16 protein-coding genes are annotated in these 17689 nt (G+C 36.9%); 3 read left to right on the forward strand and 13 right to left on the reverse strand.

What is annotated here, in order from left to right:
- Nucleotides 1-7 precede the first annotated feature (7 nt).
- From JHT90_RS08130 to grxB, 10 genes are read right to left on the reverse strand one after another with little or no spacing between them, the layout of a single operon-like run.
- Nucleotides 8-1024: an MraY family glycosyltransferase gene (locus JHT90_RS08130; protein ID WP_201090295.1), complete on the reverse strand. Its 1017-nt coding sequence runs from the start codon at nucleotides 1022-1024 to the stop codon at nucleotides 8-10.
- Complete coding sequence (locus JHT90_RS08135) at nucleotides 1024-1977, reverse strand: UDP-glucose 4-epimerase family protein (RefSeq protein WP_201090296.1); 954 nt, start codon at nucleotides 1975-1977, stop codon at nucleotides 1024-1026. Before JHT90_RS08135 ends, JHT90_RS08130 begins: the two co-directional genes overlap by 1 nt.
- Nucleotides 1978-3102, reverse strand: a complete 1125-nt coding sequence (locus tag JHT90_RS08140; protein WP_201090297.1) for a glycosyltransferase family 4 protein — start codon at nucleotides 3100-3102, stop codon at nucleotides 1978-1980.
- The gene (gene rfbC, locus JHT90_RS08145) at nucleotides 3099-3677 is read right to left on the reverse strand and encodes a dTDP-4-dehydrorhamnose 3,5-epimerase (RefSeq protein WP_201090298.1); all 579 of its coding nucleotides are present in this window, start codon (nucleotides 3675-3677) and stop codon (nucleotides 3099-3101) included. The genes JHT90_RS08140 and rfbC overlap by 4 nt, the downstream gene beginning before the upstream one ends.
- A 14-nt stretch (nucleotides 3678-3691) precedes the next feature.
- Nucleotides 3692-4579 carry a dTDP-4-dehydrorhamnose reductase gene (gene rfbD, locus JHT90_RS08150; RefSeq protein ID WP_201090299.1) on the reverse strand — a complete coding sequence of 296 codons (888 nt, stop codon included), beginning with the start codon at nucleotides 4577-4579 and terminating at the stop codon, nucleotides 3692-3694.
- Nucleotides 4572-5648, reverse strand: a complete 1077-nt coding sequence (gene rfbB / locus JHT90_RS08155; RefSeq protein WP_201090300.1) for a dTDP-glucose 4,6-dehydratase — start codon at nucleotides 5646-5648, stop codon at nucleotides 4572-4574. The genes rfbD and rfbB overlap by 8 nt, the downstream gene beginning before the upstream one ends.
- Nucleotides 5638-6594 (reverse strand): glycosyltransferase family 2 protein, encoded by a 957-nt coding sequence (locus tag JHT90_RS08160; RefSeq protein ID WP_201090301.1) that lies wholly within the window; start codon nucleotides 6592-6594, stop codon nucleotides 5638-5640. The genes rfbB and JHT90_RS08160 overlap by 11 nt, the downstream gene beginning before the upstream one ends.
- Nucleotides 6595-6606: 12 nt before the next feature.
- On the reverse strand, nucleotides 6607-7353 hold the full coding sequence (locus tag JHT90_RS08165) for a glycosyltransferase (RefSeq protein WP_201090302.1): 747 nt from the start codon (nucleotides 7351-7353) through the stop codon (nucleotides 6607-6609).
- Nucleotides 7343-8764 (reverse strand): mannose-1-phosphate guanylyltransferase/mannose-6-phosphate isomerase, encoded by a 1422-nt coding sequence (locus tag JHT90_RS08170; protein ID WP_236253887.1) that lies wholly within the window; start codon nucleotides 8762-8764, stop codon nucleotides 7343-7345. Before JHT90_RS08170 ends, JHT90_RS08165 begins: the two co-directional genes overlap by 11 nt.
- A gap of 26 nt (nucleotides 8765-8790) precedes the next feature.
- Complete coding sequence (gene grxB, locus JHT90_RS08175) at nucleotides 8791-9435, reverse strand: glutaredoxin 2 (RefSeq protein WP_236253889.1); 645 nt, start codon at nucleotides 9433-9435, stop codon at nucleotides 8791-8793.
- A 63-nt stretch (nucleotides 9436-9498) separates the two neighbouring features.
- On the opposite strand from grxB, the gene dinG reads away from it, so the two are divergent.
- Nucleotides 9499-11631, forward strand: coding sequence for an ATP-dependent DNA helicase DinG (gene dinG, locus JHT90_RS08180; RefSeq protein WP_201090303.1), 2133 nt, complete (start codon nucleotides 9499-9501; stop codon nucleotides 11629-11631).
- A gap of 256 nt (nucleotides 11632-11887) precedes the next feature.
- Nucleotides 11888-12094 (forward strand): cold-shock protein, encoded by a 207-nt coding sequence (locus JHT90_RS08185; protein ID WP_201090304.1) that lies wholly within the window; start codon nucleotides 11888-11890, stop codon nucleotides 12092-12094.
- A 67-nt stretch (nucleotides 12095-12161) separates the two neighbouring features.
- On the opposite strand, the gene fcl is transcribed toward JHT90_RS08185, so the two are convergent.
- From fcl to ppsA, 3 genes are read right to left on the reverse strand one after another with little or no spacing between them, the layout of a single operon-like run.
- Complete coding sequence (gene fcl, locus JHT90_RS08190; protein ID WP_201090305.1) at nucleotides 12162-13133, reverse strand: GDP-L-fucose synthase; 972 nt, start codon at nucleotides 13131-13133, stop codon at nucleotides 12162-12164.
- Nucleotides 13134-13138: 5 nt separating this feature from the next.
- A complete protein-coding gene (gene gmd / locus JHT90_RS08195) occupies nucleotides 13139-14260 on the reverse strand; it encodes a GDP-mannose 4,6-dehydratase (RefSeq protein ID WP_201090306.1) in 1122 nt (373 codons plus the stop codon).
- Between the two features lie 52 nt (nucleotides 14261-14312).
- Nucleotides 14313-16685 (reverse strand): phosphoenolpyruvate synthase, encoded by a 2373-nt coding sequence (gene ppsA / locus JHT90_RS08200; protein ID WP_201090307.1) that lies wholly within the window; start codon nucleotides 16683-16685, stop codon nucleotides 14313-14315.
- A 190-nt stretch (nucleotides 16686-16875) separates the two neighbouring features.
- Between ppsA and ppsR the strand changes: the two genes are divergently transcribed.
- A complete protein-coding gene (ppsR, locus tag JHT90_RS08205; RefSeq protein ID WP_201090308.1) occupies nucleotides 16876-17685 on the forward strand; it encodes a posphoenolpyruvate synthetase regulatory kinase/phosphorylase PpsR in 810 nt (269 codons plus the stop codon).
- The last annotated feature ends 4 nt before the right edge of the window (nucleotides 17686-17689 follow it).

The raw sequence follows: 17689 nt of genomic DNA on the forward strand, positions 1-17689 counted from the left end.
TTGATCATTAATTTTCAGCAGAACCTGCTTTAAACATATAAGCTAACCAACATAAAGGTAGATAAGCGATCACCATAGCCAATAATCCATTAAAATCATTACTCGCGACTAAAAGTGCTATGGGCAACAACCATATAACATTAATTATTAATACAGCTACAGTTACTGTTAAATGATTGCCAAAATACCTTGCTGCAAATTGATAGGTATGGCTACGATGAGCTTCATATATTTTCTCTTTACGTAATAAGCGATGAACCAGTGTCCAAGTCGCATCCACAACAAATACGCCCAATAAAATAAGCCAAGCCCAAAACAGCTGCGATGAAATCCAAGCCGCTTGAATAGATAAACCACCTAATATAATGCCTAAAAAACCGCTGCCTGCATCACCCATAAAAATTTTAGCAGGTGGAAAATTCCAATATAAAAACCCAGCCACAACAGCTGCTAAAATAAGCGCCGTATAACTGATTAATGAATAACCTGCTACATAGTAGAGTAATGCGCCACTCAAGCAGACACAAATAGCCTCGATACTGGCAATACCATCAATTCCATCCATAAAGTTATAAAGATTTAGCAACCACACCAAATAAAATACCGCCAACACAGAGGTTATAACAGGCGGTAAATTAAGGCCTAACACCATTAGATTTGGAAACCCTGAAAACCAATAGAGTAACCATATTGCGGCTATAAAATGAGCCAATAAACGCCAACGTGCTGCAATATGGCCATGATCGTCTAAAAAACCTATAATCGCAACAATAATACCTGCACCCCATAATCCCCATAATAAAAATTCAGGAATTAACTGCCAGCCATATAAAAAGGGTAATAAAAAAAGAAAAACAATAACAAAGGCTACACCTCCACCTCTAGGTGTAGGAATGCTATGAGAACTACGCTCATTGGGGATATCCATTAAGCTTTTTGCTAAAGCATAATTTTTTATTAAATAGGTCAATAAACCACTGGCTAAGGTAGCGAGAACTATTAATATCAGTAGTGACCAAGCCATTATGCTTTATCCTTAAGAAAAGCATTCACTGTTTTTTCCAAGCCTTGCTGTACAGAAAATGGAGGCTGCCAATCCAATAATGTTTTTGCTTTAGAAATATCTACTTGTAGTGAATCACATAATTGCCTTGCTATATTCTTTTTACCAACTACAGTAGCCATTAATCTTAGACAACTTACTGGAATTGGTATTAAGTTAGCAGACTTATTCATGGCTTTAGCTACAGCTTTTAATAATTGAGGGGTTGATAAATCCTCACCATCAGCCACTAAAAACACTTGATCAGCAGCCTTGGGGTGTTCCATAACCCTGTATAATAAATCGACTAGATTATCTACATTAACAAAAGAACGTTTATTTTTAACCAAGCCTAGTGGTAAAGGGATACCACGATAAACCCATTTAATAAGAGAAAGAAAATTAGCCTTTACCCCTTCCCCATACACTAAAGGCGGACGAATAATAACTAATTCCATAGGTGTATCTTTGGTTAATTGCCATAAGGCTTGCTCTGCTTCTAACTTAGAAATAGCATAATTCCCTTCTGGATTAGCTGTATCTTGCTCAGTAAAAGGTTGCTTGGTATGATTGCCGTTAACGCCTATGGAGCTCACAAAAATAAATCGCTTAACACCTGCTTCAAGAGCCTGTTTAGCTAGCTGTATGGTAGCTGCTACATTCACCTCACGAAAGGCTTGTAATGGATCTGTTGCTGTTTCTTTTAAGATATGAGCACGACCAGCAATGTGTACCACTATATTGGTATTTTTTAATGCTTCACTCCAATCTACTGGCTGGGCTAAATCAGGAACTATAAACTGTTGTAATTGGCTCTCTTGAGCAAGGGGTTTACGTACCGTTATAACAGGCGTATAACGATTGTCTGCTAGTACTTTTTTAACAAAAGCCTGCCCCACAAATCCTGTAGCCCCTGTAATTAATACTTTTTCCATTTAGAGCTCCAATAACTCTATTAAACGCTCATTAACTTTAGTTGCGTTAAAGTTTTGTTGAGCTATTTGATAGCTATTATTACCCATTTCTATAATCTTCTCAGGATGTTCAATAAAATAACACATTTTATCAGCCAACTCTTGTGCCGAATATGGCGGTACTAAAAAGCCATTAACACCTTCTTGTACAGTTTCCCTACAACCTGCAACATCTGTAGTAATAATCGCCCTACCAATAGCCATTGCTTCTTGAGTACTGCGAGGAAATCCTTCGCGATAGGAAGGTAAAACAAATACACTGCTTTGTTGTAACCATTTGGCAATATTGGTTACAAAGCCAGGCCAGTTGACAACCTGCTCATCTATTAATTTATCCAATTGAGATTGAGTAAGACCACCAGGATTTTCTGTATCTATACTCCCCAAGATAATAAACTGTGCTGTAGGATATTTAGCCTTTACTAACTTAGCTGCATTAACATACTCAAAAATACCTTTTTCTTTTAATAAACGACCAATAAATAGAAAACTAACAGGCTCTATAGGCGCTATAGAATAAGGATAGTCAGCTAAGTTAAGCCCTATTGGGCCTAATACGGTAATATTTTTAACTTTTATCTCATAGTGGTCTATTAAATCTGCTTTATCATCATTATTTAATAAAATAAGGCGATTTAAATAGGGTAAAGTGCATTGATAAAGAAAAACTTGAATACGCTTTAATAGTTTTGTTTTAAAGGATATTCCTTCTACTTGAGGTGTAAAGGTAAAACCTAACCCCTCTAACATAGCATAACGGTGTTTTACACCTGCCAAAACAGCGGCTAAAGTGCCAAAAATAACAGGCTTAGTGAAATAGCAAAAAGTATGTTCTATGCCACAAAACTTTAATTGTTTAACTAATCTATAGGTATTTATTAAATCAACAAAAGGGTTTAAACCTGTGCGATTAAAACGATATTGAACCGCTATTGCACCCAAGCCTTCAACAGCTTGTTTAGAAGATGGCTGATAATCTTGTGCAAACGCATAAACCACATGACCTTTAGCAATAAGTGATTTGATAAGATCAATACGAAACCCTAAAATTGAATGAGCAGTAGTCCCTATAATTGCTACTTTCATTCAAGTATATGTTCCTTAGCTAAATAGTCTTTAAAACTAGGCGCTGCTGCATCTTTTTCAGATACTATAATATCACCGTCTAACTTAGGCCATTCAATTGCTAAGATAGGATCATCCCAACGAATAGCACTTTCTGAATCCTTATGGTAATAATCAGTGGTTTTATATAAAAAATGGGTATTATCTTGCAATGCTAAAAAACCATGCGCAAATCCCTCTGGAATCCATAGCATTTTCTTATTTTCTGCGGATAACTCTACAGCTACCCACTGCCCTATTGTAGGTGAACCAGCTCGAATATCAATTGCCACATCCCATGCAGCACCTTGCACTACTCTTACCAGCTTACCCTGTGCATAAGGCACACGCTGAAAATGTAATCCTCTTAATACGCCTTTTTGTGAACAAGAATGGTTATCTTGCACAAAAGTTCTAGGTGTAGGTAAATTTAAACCTTTTAAAGCAGTAAAAAACTTCTGCTCATTATAACTTTCCAAAAACCAACCACGATCATCACCAAAAACTTGCGGTTCTATAACCACCACATCAGCAATCTTTGTTTGGATTAGTTTCATTTCTACACCTTTTACTATTCAGTTAATAGTTCAGCAATTACGCGCTTAACACCTAATTGCCAATCTGGCAAAGTAATATCAAAGGTGTTTATTAGCTTACTCGTTGCCAATCTAGAGTTTAATGGACGTTTAGCGGGTGTTGGATAGCTATCAGTTGTAATGGCGTTAACTTTTTTAACTTTTAATTGATCAGCAATATAAAGCTTTGCCTCAGCGAAAATAACATTGGCAAAGTCATACCATGAGGTTTCACCACCAGCTGTTAAATGATAAATACCTGCCAACTCAGGCTTAAGCTGTTTAATGGCATGAGCAGTAATATCTGCAATTAATTCAGCACCAGTAGGCGAACCTATTTGATCGTTAATTATTGCTAATTCTTCTCGCTCTTTAGCTAAACGTAACATGGTTTTAATAAAGTTATTACCATGGGTGGCATAAACCCAAGATGTTCGAAAGATTAGATAATTATCAAGTAATTGCTGAATAGCTTGCTCACCAACTAATTTAGTTTTACCATAAATATTGAGTGGATTTGTTTCAGCCGTTTCCAATCTCGCTGTATCACCACTGCCATCAAATACATAGTCTGTTGAATAATGAATTAACCAACTATGGTATTGTTTAGCTTGCTCAGCCAAAAACTCAACAGCCTTACCATTAATTTGCAAAGCAAGTTCTGTTTCCGTTTCTGCTTTATCAACCGCTGTATAAGCTGTTGCATTCACTATAATTGTAGGCTGATAATCTACTATTATTCTTTGTAAGCTTTTAAGATCTGTTAAATCACCACCTTGATCATGGCGATCTAATGCTAATAGTTGTCCTACAGGCGCTAATGAGCGCTGTAACTCCCAACCAACCTGACCATTTTTGCCTAATAAAAGTATTTTATTAGCCATATTGCTTAGCTATCCATTGGCGATAAGTGCCACTTTTTACATGCTCAACCCATTCTGTATTAGACAAATACCATTCAACGGTTTTTCTTAGCCCTGTTTCAAAGGTTTCCTGTGGTTTCCAATCTAACTCATTAGCTATTTTACTGGCATCAATGGCATAGCGCACATCATGGCCAGGACGGTCTTTTACATAAGTAATCAGATCAGTATATTGTTTAACACCTTGTGGATGATGGGGTGCTAATTCTTCTAATAAGCTACATAAAGCTTTTACTACATCAATATTACGTTTTTCATTATGACCGCCAATATTATAGGTTTCCCCCACTTTACCTTGCGTTAAAACCCTATAGAGTGCGCGTGCATGATCTTCTACATACAGCCAATCACGAATTTGATTGCCCTCACCATAGACAGGTAAAGGTTTACCCTCTAACGCATTTAAAATCATTAAAGGAATCAGCTTCTCAGGGAAATGATAAGGCCCATAATTATTTGAACAGTTAGTAACTAAAACAGGTAGACCATAAGTACGCCCCCACGCTCTTACTAAATGATCAGAACTCGCCTTACTAGCTGAATAAGGTGAACTGGGTTCATAAGGTGTGGTTTCTGTAAATAAATCTGTAGTACCTTCTAAATCACCATACACCTCATCTGTAGAAACATGATGAAAACGAAAGGCTTGTTTAGCTGTTTCTGGTAAATTATTCCAATACTGACGAGCAGCTTCTAATAAGGTATAAGTACCCACGATATTGGTTTCAATAAAAGCAGCAGGACCTGTAATTGAACGATCTACATGTGATTCAGCAGCTAAATGAATAACTAAATTGGGTTGATAGGTTGTAAATACATGCTCTAATGCTACTTTATCACAAATATCCACTTGCTCAAAAAAATAACGATCAGAATCAGCAATAGTTTTTAATGACTCTAAATTACCTGCATAAGTCAACTTATCAACATTAATAACTATATTATCCGTTTCATTAATTAAAAAACGCACTAAAGCCGAACCAATAAAGCCAGCACCACCTGTGACAAGTATTTTAAAATTAGTTTTCATAAGAGAGTGTCTTTTTATTACGAAGCTTTTTTAATAGGTTAATACACCATTTTGGTAAACAAATACCAATAAAGGATGTTAGCCCATATAAAAAATCATGTTTAATTAATAATTTTGCAGCTGAAAAGGCTACTTTTCTATTACCTGTTTGTGCAGCATATAAACAAAAGATAACCGTATTATATATAAGGAATGATTTAAGTGTAGGATTTTTTATAAGTAAAGATTTTTGAACTGGGTTGAGAAAATAACTGATATGATAAGGAACAACCAGCTTTACAAGAGTATGACTTCTATTTTCAGCATTGCGATAAACCTTAGCAGATATTTTGGTGGTAAACATCACAGGGGCTAGAAGCGCAACACTAAGCCATAAATATATGTCTTCTCCCAACTTAGCACCTACAGGAAAACTACCCATTTGTTGAAAGTACCTTCTGTTAAGGCAACTGTTTGAAGAACAAATAAGAGATCTATTACCTTGATAGGCTGAAAAGAAATCAGCTAACTGACCATAGAAGTTATCATCAATATTAACTAAGTTACCTACAAATCGCTTACCATTTTCAGTGACTTCTTCATATCTAGCACAAAATATAGCTGCTTGCTTATTTAACTTGATTAATTTACTGATTTCCTCTAAAAAACAAGGATGCCATTCATCATCCGCGTCTAAAAAACAAATATATTCCGCACTAGCATTTTTTACACCATTATTTCGAGCAGCTGAAACGCCCTGATTAGTTTGTGTAATTACGATGATACGAGGATCTATAAATTGCTTAACCACAGATAAACTATTATCTGTTGAGCCATCATCTACAATAATTAATTGTTGAAAGTCCTTAGTTTGATTCAATACAGAAGAAACTGCACGTGCTACCGAAAACTCTTTATTATATAGCGGAATAACTACAGCTATTCTAGGCGTATCATTAGTAAGCAATATTTATATCCTTTAGTAACGAAAACTATTTTTTAATAATCTTAAGAATAAAGTAACTAACTGCAAGTATTTATTACTACCTATCATTAGTTGAGTTCTGAAGTTTTCTGTTAATGTGCCTATTATATCTGAACCACTTAAGCCATCTGCTCCAAAACAACCAATAACAGCTGGAATTTGCTTAAGTTTTGTAGAATTATTTTGCATCACCTTCAAAATAAATAAATTATCGGCCGTAATAGGTAACTTATTAGAATAATAGCCAAACTGATTATGTAATGACTTTTTAAACAATGTACCAATTGAGTGGCTAGATACATAGCTACGCATACCATATAGCCATGGTGATTTATTTAAAGGCTTAATTAATTGATCATTCTGTTTAATAGTAGCTGTAATTAAATCAGCATGACTACTAGTTACAGCCTCTCGTAAATCTGCAATGGCATTATTATAAAAATAATCATCCGCGCCAGCCACTACGTAGTAATCCCCATCACACTGCTTAATTGCTCGATTTAAGGCATCATAAATACCAAAATCTGCTTGCGATGTGAATTTAATAGTAATATCTGTGACTTGTTCCAGTAACTCTAATGTACCATCTGTCGAGCCACCGTCTGCTACAACCCATTCAAAATCCTTATCAGTTTGTTGTTGCAAGCTTTCTATTAGTTTAGGCAAACATTGAGCCGCATTATAAGTGGCCGTAATAACACTGATTTTAACATTTTTGTTTGTTGGATTATCAACGTCCATATTTATCCTCCAAGCGAATAATATCATCCTCTCCAAGATAAGAGCCTGATTGTACTTCAATTAATTCTAAAGGTATTTTACCTGGATTTTCTAAAGAGTGAATTTCGCCAATGGGAATATAAGTGGACTGGTCTTCAGTTAATAAGTAGGTTTCATTATTTTTAGTAATTCTGGCTGTTCCTTTAACAATAACCCAATGCTCCGCACGGTGGTGATGTTTTTGCAAAGATAACTTAGCACCAGGCTTAACATTAATACGCTTTACCTGATATCTCTCACCGATATCAATACAATCATAAAACCCCCATGGTCTATGTACTTCACTATGCTGAACAACCTCTACACGACCTGCTTTTTGCAATTTAGTAACAATTTCTTTAACTTGCTGTATTTTATCCTTAGCTGCTACTAATACTGCATCTTTAGTTTCAACAATTACTAAATTATCTACACCCAACGTCGTTACTAATCTATCATTTGCATAAACGAGTGTATTAGTTGTTTGCTCAACTAGCACATCTCCTTTTAGCGTATTTCCCTGTGAGTCTTTATTTACCACTTGCCAAAGAGCTGACCATGAGCCAATATCAGTCCAACCAGCCTCTAAAGGCACCACTACTGCTTTATCAGTTTTTTCCATCACAGCATAATCAATAGAATCTGATGGACAGCCTAAAAAAGCTTCTTTATCAATACGAATAAAATCTAAATCAACTTTTGATGATTGTATCGCTTGCTGACAGGCTTTATAAATATCAGGACGATATCTTTCTAATTCCATTAAATAAGTTTTAGCGGTAAACATAAACATACCGCTATTCCAACAATAATGGCCTGCTTGTATATACTCCTCAGCTTTAGGCTGACTTGGCTTTTCTATAAATTGCTTAACTTGATAACTACCCTCTGCTATTTGTGCGCCTTGCTCAATATAGCCATAACCCGTTTCAGGCGCAGTAGGTACAATGCCAAAAGTAACTAAATAATCTTGATTAGCTAATGTTAAGGCATTATTAATCGCTTGCTGAAAAGCCTCAATATTTTGGATCAAATGATCGGCAGCTAATACTAATAAAATAGCATTGGGACTCTGCTGGTAAACTTTAAAAGCAGCCAAAGCAACCGCAGGCGCCGTGTTACGCCCTATTGGCTCTAATAAAATAGTTGCTTTTTGCTCTAATTGCCTTAACTGTTCGGCTACTAAGAAACGATGTTCTTCATTACAAATAACGATAGGATCTTGCTTATTAATTCCATCTAATCGATTGATAGTATCTTGAAGGAGTGAATACTCACTCACCAAAGCTAAAAATTGCTTTGGTTTAGCTTGCCGTGATAAAGGCCATAACCTTGTTCCTGAACCACCCGACATAACAACAGGAACCAATGGTTGTTCCATCGCCTCTACCATAGTAAATATTCCTAATAAATAATCAACTAGCTTATATTATAAAGCGGAACACCACTTTCGTCAGACATATTTTTACGATACTGATCTACTTTTGGGGGATATTTCACACCTTCTACAATAGATAAGCCCCTTAATATGGGAAATAATTGAATATCGTCCTCTGAGAATTCACCATTACAAGCCTTAGTAGATTTAATTAATGGCTCTAAAGCTAATAAATCTTGATTAATTTTAGCTAACCATTGATCTGTTTCTGCCAATAATGTTTTAAAATCACCAAAAGCAGCTTCTTTTTTATGGGTGTAATAAGCACGCGCTTCCTCTGTGGTAAATTCTGGCAAGGTAGCACTCACATAACGCGGGATTAGTAATTTATTAATATAACTATCTACCCGTTTAACCCATTCAGTAATCGCTGAGTTGGTTTCACCTATCAATACGGGATTACCGTCTATCTTATTAATCTTATGGACAATATCCATACTTTCACCTGTATAATGGCCATCTTCCTCTAAAATGGGTAACATTTTTTGACCAATCATCTTGATAGGGGTTTGTTCATCATCATTTAATAAATAATGAATAACATAAGGCCGTTTTTTTAAACCAAAAATCATTCGTGCTTTTACACAAAACGGGCAGTGATCATAAACATATAAAACTTCCATCATAACTCCTTACTAATCTTTGCATCATAGGTTAAACTAATTAGCTTACTTATTATCAGGTTAGCCATGCTCAATAACGAACTCAAGTCGCAAATTCAACAAGCTTACTCTAACTTCTTAGAAGCTAAAGGGTTAAAACCTCGTTATGGACAAAGACTAATGATTGCTGAAATTGCAAAAGTCTTTGGCACAATTACTACTGATGACAAAGGCCAGCGTGTTGGTGACCCTGCCATTATAGCAGTTGAAGCAGGTACTGGCACAGGTAAAACAGTAGCTTATAGTATCGCTGCAATACCTTGTGCCCAATTTGAAGAAAAGCAATTAGTTATTTCAACCGCTACCGTTGCCTTACAAGAGCAAATTATCTATAAAGACTTACCTGATATTGCTAAACATACCAATTTAAGCTTCACTTATGCATTAGCGAAAGGTCGTGGTCGTTACCTTTGTTTAACCAAATTAGATCGTTTATTACAAGAAGACCAATATACTAGCGATTCATTATTTGAAGACACATTAGAAAATACCAATAAACCTGATATCAAGCTATACAAAACCATGCTAGATAAACTAGCCAGTGGTAAATGGAATGGTGATCGTGATGGTTGGCAAGAAGTGATTACAGATGATGAATGGCATAATGTAACCACAGAACATAGCCAATGCACTAATAGACTATGCACTAATTTTCAACAATGCCCCTTTTTTAAAGCACGCACCCAACTGGAAGATGTGGATATTATTGTCACTAATCATGATATGGTATTAGCTGATTTAGCTTTAGGAGGTGGCGTAGTATTACCCGCCCCCCAACAAAGCTTATATATTTTTGATGAAGGACACCATCTAGCTGATAAAGCAATCAATCATTTTGCTCATTTTACACGCTTACAATCCACTAGTGACTGGTTGGATCAAACCTCAAAAACACTCACTAAACTATTAAAACAATTTTCTCCCAGTGGCGATTTTGGCAGACTATTAGAGAAAATACCTGAGTTAATTATCCCTTTAAGAGAACAACAGCATTTTATGCTCAATGCATGCATGGGCTTATTTTCCATACCTGAGACAAAAGACGCTGATAATCAAGAAGCCCCCCGTTATCGCTTTAACCATGGGATTATTCCAGAAAACATATTAACCATCGCTACGGAGCTAAAAAAGGGCTTTGTGTCACTAGTTGATTGTTTAAGCCATCTCACTGATCTATTAAAACAAGCCATGGATGGTAAAATTAATTTAAGCTTACCGTCTTATGTTGCTGAGGATTGGTACCCTGCTTTTGGTGCATTACTAAACCGTGCTGAAAACAATTGGCAATTATGGACAGCCTTTACTGTGTTAGATAAAGAAGAAAAACCACCTCATGCGCGTTGGCTTACCTTATATACTTCTGGTAATTATTTAGATATTGAGGTTAATGCCAGCCCTATTTTAGCGGCCGATACATTACGTCAATCACTTTGGAATACGGCTCATGGTGCATTACTTACCTCAGCTACCTTAACGGCTTTAGGTAAATTTGATCGATTGATTATGCGTGCAGGGCTTCCAGATTCTACCGTTACATGCATTGTGCCAAGCCCCTTTCAATACGAACAAGTGGGTTTACTACAAGTACCTAATCTTAAAGCCGACCCTAGAGATGTGGCTGATCATACTGCCGCTATTATCAAAGCATTACCAGAGCTTACTAAAGATTATCAAGGTACATTGGTATTATTCTCTTCAAGAAAACAAATGCAAGATGTTTATGCAGGGCTAACCACTACCTACCAAGAATCTATATTGGTACAAAGTAGCTTATCTAAACAAGAACTACTTAAGCAACATAAAACTCGTATTGATGAAGGTTTAACCAGTATTTTATTTGGTCTTGCCAGTTTAGCTGAAGGTGTTGATTTACCTGGCGAGTATTGTGAACATGTAATTATTGCAAAAATCCCCTTTGCAGTACCTGATGATCCTATTGAAGCGGCATTAGCCGAATGGATTGAAAAAAGAGGCGGTAATCCCTTTATGGAAATTACCGTACCTGATGCTTCTTTACGTCTTATTCAAGCCTGTGGCCGCTTAATACGTACTGAACAAGATAAAGGCACTATAACATTACTTGATCGTCGTATTATCAATAAAAGTTATGGCAAAGCATTACTTAATGCCTTACCACCTTTTAGAAGAGAAATTCATTAATATCAAATACATCAAAGTATAAATACACATTAACATACACTTTACAAAAATATAATAGTTGCTATTTAACTGAAATACGCGCATAGTGACAGTGCGTTCTCAAGTTGAATCGTTTTTTCTGGTTGCACTTCTTACTGACTTTCTTGTCAATATTGTTTTCTTCCATAGCTATGTTTCTCTGCTTGATACTTATATTTAGTTTAACTCTATAAGCCAGCACGCATTTTTTTATTTTTTATTTAGGAATTTCAATATTATGAAAACAGGTATAGTAAAGTGGTTTAACGAAGAAAAAGGTTTCGGTTTTATCACGCCTACAGATGGCAGCAAAGATTGCTTTGCTCATTACTCAGAAATCGCTAGCTCAGGATTCAAAACCCTAATGGAAGGTCAACAAGTATCTTTCACTGTTACCCAAGGTAGCAAAGGGCCACAAGCAACTAATATTCAATTAGTAGCTTAATTGTCTATAAGCTCTATATAACCTATATAGAGCTTTTTATATCTTCCTTTTTTATTCGCTGTTAAATCTAATCTCTAACTTTTTGCTGATTCTCTAAAAACCATTGATAGGTATCTTGCAATCCTTGCGCTAAACCGATACTAGCCTGCCAACCCAATATATCTAAACGTGATACATCTAATAATTTACGTGGTGTACCATCTGGCTTACTGCTATCAAATACTAATTCCCCAGTAAAACCCGTTGTTTTAGCTATTAATTCTGCTAACTCCCTGATAGTGCAGTCTTTACCTGTTCCCACATTTATATGGGATAACATAGGCTGTGTATGTGATTGATAAAAAGCTTTCTCTAATTCCATCACGTGGACACAGGCAGCAGCCATATCATCAACATGCAAAAATTCGCGACGTGGATTACCGCTTCCCCAAATGGTCACCGTTTCCTCTTTATTTTCAACTGCCTCATGAAAACGACGTAATAACGCAGGGATTACATGACTATTTTCAGCATGAAAATTATCATTAGGACCATATAAATTGGTAGGCATTACACTACGGTAATCTCGCTGATATTGTCTATTATAGCTTTCACACAGTTTTATACCTGCTATTTTAGCAATCGCGTATGGCTCATTAGTCGCCTCTAACACACCAGTGAGTAATGAGTCTTCACGCATTGGCTGCTCTGCTAGCTTAGGATAAATACAGGAAGAACCTAGAAAGAGTAATTTATTCACATCAGCCTTATGTGCTGCATGAATAATATTAGCCTCAATCATTAGATTTTCATAAATAAACTCAGCAGGATAAGTATTATTAGCATGTATCCCACCTACCTTAGCAGCCGCAAGATAAACTTGCTGTATGCTATTCTGTTGAAAGAAATCGTTAACCGCCTGTTGGTCTAATAAATCTAAATCTTTGCGAGAGCGAGTGACAATATTAGTATAGCCCAATGCCTTTAAACGACGAATAATCGCTGAGCCAGCCATTCCCTTATAACCTGCAACAAAAATAGCTTGATCTAAGGCGTGCATTGCTACTAGTCCTCTATACTGACAGGTAATTCATAACCATGTTGTTTTAATAAGGCATGGCGTTTAGCTGTTTTTAGGTCTTCTTTAACCATATCGTGACACATTTCTTGAACGGTAATTTCAGGCTCCCAACCTAGTTTCTGTTTAGCTTTAGTCGGATCACCTAATAAAGTTTCAACCTCTGTTGGGCGGAAATAACGGGGATCGACCTTGACAATAATATCGCCCACTTTTAAAGCAGGTGCATCTTGCCCTGTAATTGCTGTAATCACAGCTTGTTCGTTAACGCCTTCACCCTTAAATTCAAGGCTTATACCCAACTCTTCAGCTGACCAGCGAATAAAATCTCGCACCGAATATTGCTTACCTGTAGCAATAACGAAATCTTCTGGCTGCTCCTGTTGTAACATAAGCCATTGCATTCGCACATAGTCTTTAGCATGCCCCCAGTCACGCAAGGCATTTAGATTACCAAGATACAAACATTGCTCTAAACCTTGAGCAATATAAGCTAGACCACGGGTAATTTTACGTGTAACAAAGGTTTCTCCTCGACGTGGCGACTCGTGATTAAATAAAATACCATTGCAAGCATACATACCATAGGCTTCACGATAATTTACAGTAATCCAATAAGCATAGAGCTTAGCTGCCGCATATGGAGAGCGTGGATAAAAAGGTGTAGTCTCTTTTTGTGGCGTTTCTTGTACTAAACCATAAAGCTCAGAAGTAGAGGCTTGGTAAAAGCGCGTTTTATTCTCTAAGCCTAATAACCGAATAGCTTCTAATATCCTTAGGGTACCCATCGCATCAACATCAGCGGTATATTCTGGAGACTCAAAACTCACTGCCACATGTGATTGCGCGCCAAGATTATAAATCTCATCAGGTTGTATTTGTTGAATAATACGGGTTAAATTAGAAGTATCGGTTAGATCGCCATAATGCAAAATAAAGTTTTTATTTTCTACATGGGGATCTTGATAGATATGGTCTATCCGTTGGGTATTAAATGACGAAGCACGACGTTTAATGCCATGCACTTGATACCCTTTTTCTAATAAAAATTCAGCAAGATAGGAACCATCTTGCCCAGTAATACCAGTTATTAATGCTTTTTTAGCCATTGCTAATCCTTGAAAACTGCCCTTACTCAGTATTTGATAAGGGCAATTTAACTTATTGATTATCAGCTAAGAAGAACCACGTATCTAACACTGAATCAGGATTTAATGAAACACTTTCGATACCTTGCTCCATCAACCATTTTGCTAAATCAGGATGATCTGATGGGCCTTGGCCACAAATACCAATGTATTTATCAGCTTTACGACAAGCTTGAATAGCCATCGATAATAGTTTCTTAACTGCTGGATTACGCTCATCAAATAAATGAGCGATAACACCTGAATCTCTATCTAAGCCTAAAGTTAATTGGGTCATATCGTTAGAGCCAATAGAGAAACCATCAAAATACTCTAAAAACTCATCTGCAAGTAAAGCATTGGATGGTAATTCGCACATCATAATAACGCGCAAACCATTCTCACCTCGTTTTAAGCCATATTCAGCTAATAAATCAATCACTTGGCTAGCTTCACCTAAGGTACGAACAAAAGGCACCATCAGTTCTACGTTGGTTAAGCCCATTTCTTCACGCACCCTTTTCATGGCACGACACTCTAGCTCAAAGCAATCTCGGAAAGACTCGCTAATATAACGAGAAGCACCACGGAAGCCCAACATAGGGTTTTCTTCTTCTGGTTCGTATAGCTTGCCACCAATTAAGTTAGCATATTCATTGGATTTAAAGTCAGATAGACGTACAATAACTTTCTTTGGATAGAAAGCAGCGGCTAAGGTACTCACCCCTTCCACTAGCTTATCGACATAGAAATCTACAGGGCTACCATATCCAGCAATACGTTTTTCAACTGCTTCTTTAACATCCATTGGCAAGCCATTAAAGTTTAATAGTGCTTTTGGATGTACCCCAATCATACGGTTAATAATAAATTCTAAGCGTGCTAAGCCAACACCCTCATTCGGTAGCATAGAGAAATCAAAAGCACGATCAGGATTACCCACATTCATCATGATTTTGAATTTTAAAGGTGGCATAGCGTCCACTGAGCTTTTACGAATATCAAAATCTAATTTACCTTCGTAAATAACCCCTGTATCACCCTCTGCACAAGAAACTGTCACTTCTTGACCATCTTTTAAAACTTTAGTTGCATCGCCACAACCTACTACCGCTGGTATACCTAGTTCACGGGCAATAATAGCGGCATGGCAAGTACGACCACCGCGATTGGTAACAATCGCGCTTGCGCGCTTCATTACTGGCTCCCAATCTGGATCAGTCATATCAGAGACTAATACATCACCTGCTTGTACCTTATCCATTTCAGCTACGCTATGGATAATTTTGACTGGGCCAGAGCCTATACGCTGTCCAATTGAACGACCTTCTACCAGAATATTACCTTTTTCTTTCATAAGGTAACGTTCCATTACACTGACATTAGTACGGCTTTTTACGGTCTCAGGACGCGATTGCACAATATAAAGTTTGCCATCATCACCATCTTTCGCCCATTCAATATCCATTGGACGACCATAGTGCTTTTCAATAATCAGTGCTTGTTTAGCAAGATTAGCTACTTCCTCATCTGTTATACAGAAACGAGCGCGCTCTTTATTAGCCACATCAACTGTTTTTACGGAACGACCTGCTTTAGCTTCATCCCCATAAACCATTTTAATGGCTTTACTACCTAGATTGCGACGTAAAATAGCAGGACGGCCAGCTTCTAAGGTAGGTTTATGGACATAAAACTCATCAGGATTAACAGCGCCTTGCACAACAGTTTCACCTAAACCATAAGCACCCGTAATAAATACTACATCCCTAAAACCAGATTCAGTATCTAAGGTAAACATTACCCCTGCTGTGCCCGTTTCAGAACGAACCATGCGTTGCACACCAGCAGATAAGGCAACTATTTTATGGTCGAAACCTTGATGGACACGATAAGCAATAGCGCGATCATTAAATAAAGAAGCAAATACTTCTTTAGCGGCACGAATAACATTATCCACGCCACGAATATTTAAAAAGGTTTCTTGTTGGCCTGCGAAAGAGGCATCTGGAAGGTCTTCTGCAGTTGCTGAAGAACGAACTGCTACAGCAATATCGTGACCTTGTGCTAATTCAGCAAATGCTGCACGAATATCTGCATCTAATTGTGCAGGAAACTCAGCCTCCATAATCCATTGGCGGATTTGGCTACCTGCTTTAGCTAAAGCATTAACATCATCTACATCTAATGTGTCTAGTAAATCATGGATACGATTATTTAAACCACTTTGCTCTAAAAACTCGCGATAAGCGTCTGCCGTTGTTGCAAAGCCACCTGGTACGGAAACCCCTGCACCAGCTAGATTACTAATCATTTCACCCAAAGAGGCATTCTTGCCTCCTACCTTCTCTACATCATGTACGCCTACATTTTCTAATGAAACTACGTACTTTGTATTAGTCGCCAAGGCTGTCTCTCCACTCTAACGATTGACAATAGGTCACACTAGATGACACAGTTAATATCTATCATAATGAAAATACTAAACAAACATATTTTTTTAGCAAATACTTTTTAAAAAAACTTACCAATAAAAAATAATCGCATTACTATATCAGACTTAAGCACAATATTGTTTATTTTTAGGCAAGCATTTTATGAAAAGAACCGCATTTTTTGTCTCTGATGGTACGGGTATCACGGCTGAAGCAATAGGTCATAGCTTATTGTCACAGTTTGATAAAATAGAACTACAGATGACCACCAAGCCGTATATTAATACTGTGGAAAAAGCGCAGCAACTTGTCCAACAAGTTAATGAAGCCGCAGAAAAAGATGGTTTGCGCCCACTTGTTTTTGAAACCATTGTCAATCAAGAAATTAGTAATACCTTAAAACAATGTAACGGCTTTATTATTAATATTTTTTCTACTTTTCTATCTTCTTTAGAAGCCGAGCTAGATACTAAAGCCACTGGCTCGGTGGGCAAAACTCACTCTATTTCAAATAGTTATGTAGATCGTATTGATGCTATTAACTTTGCCCTAGATAATGATGATGGTTCACGTACTCGTTTTTATGATCGTGCTGATATTATTCTAATTGGTGCCTCACGCACAGGTAAAACCCCTAGCTGCCTTTATATGGCAATGCAATATGGGATACGTGCAGCTAATTACCCTCTTACTGAAGATGATTTAGAAAGTCGTAAATTACCAGAACCATTAAGAGATCATAAAAGAAAGCTATTTGGCCTAACTATTGATGTAGACCGTTTAGTCGCTATTCGTAATGAGCGTCGCTCTAACAGTAAATATGCCAGTTATGCTCAATGCCAGTATGAAATCCAAGAGGTAGAAGCACTCTTTCAACGAGAAAATATTCCTTTTGTTAATTCTACGCATTTTTCAGTAGAAGAAATCGCTGCTAAAATCCTAGCGACCCAAAATGTTACTCGACGCTTTTAATAAG

It is taken from the genome of Entomomonas asaccharolytica, assembly GCF_016653615.1.
GTDB classification, from domain to species: Bacteria; Pseudomonadota; Gammaproteobacteria; order Pseudomonadales; family Pseudomonadaceae; genus Entomomonas; species Entomomonas asaccharolytica.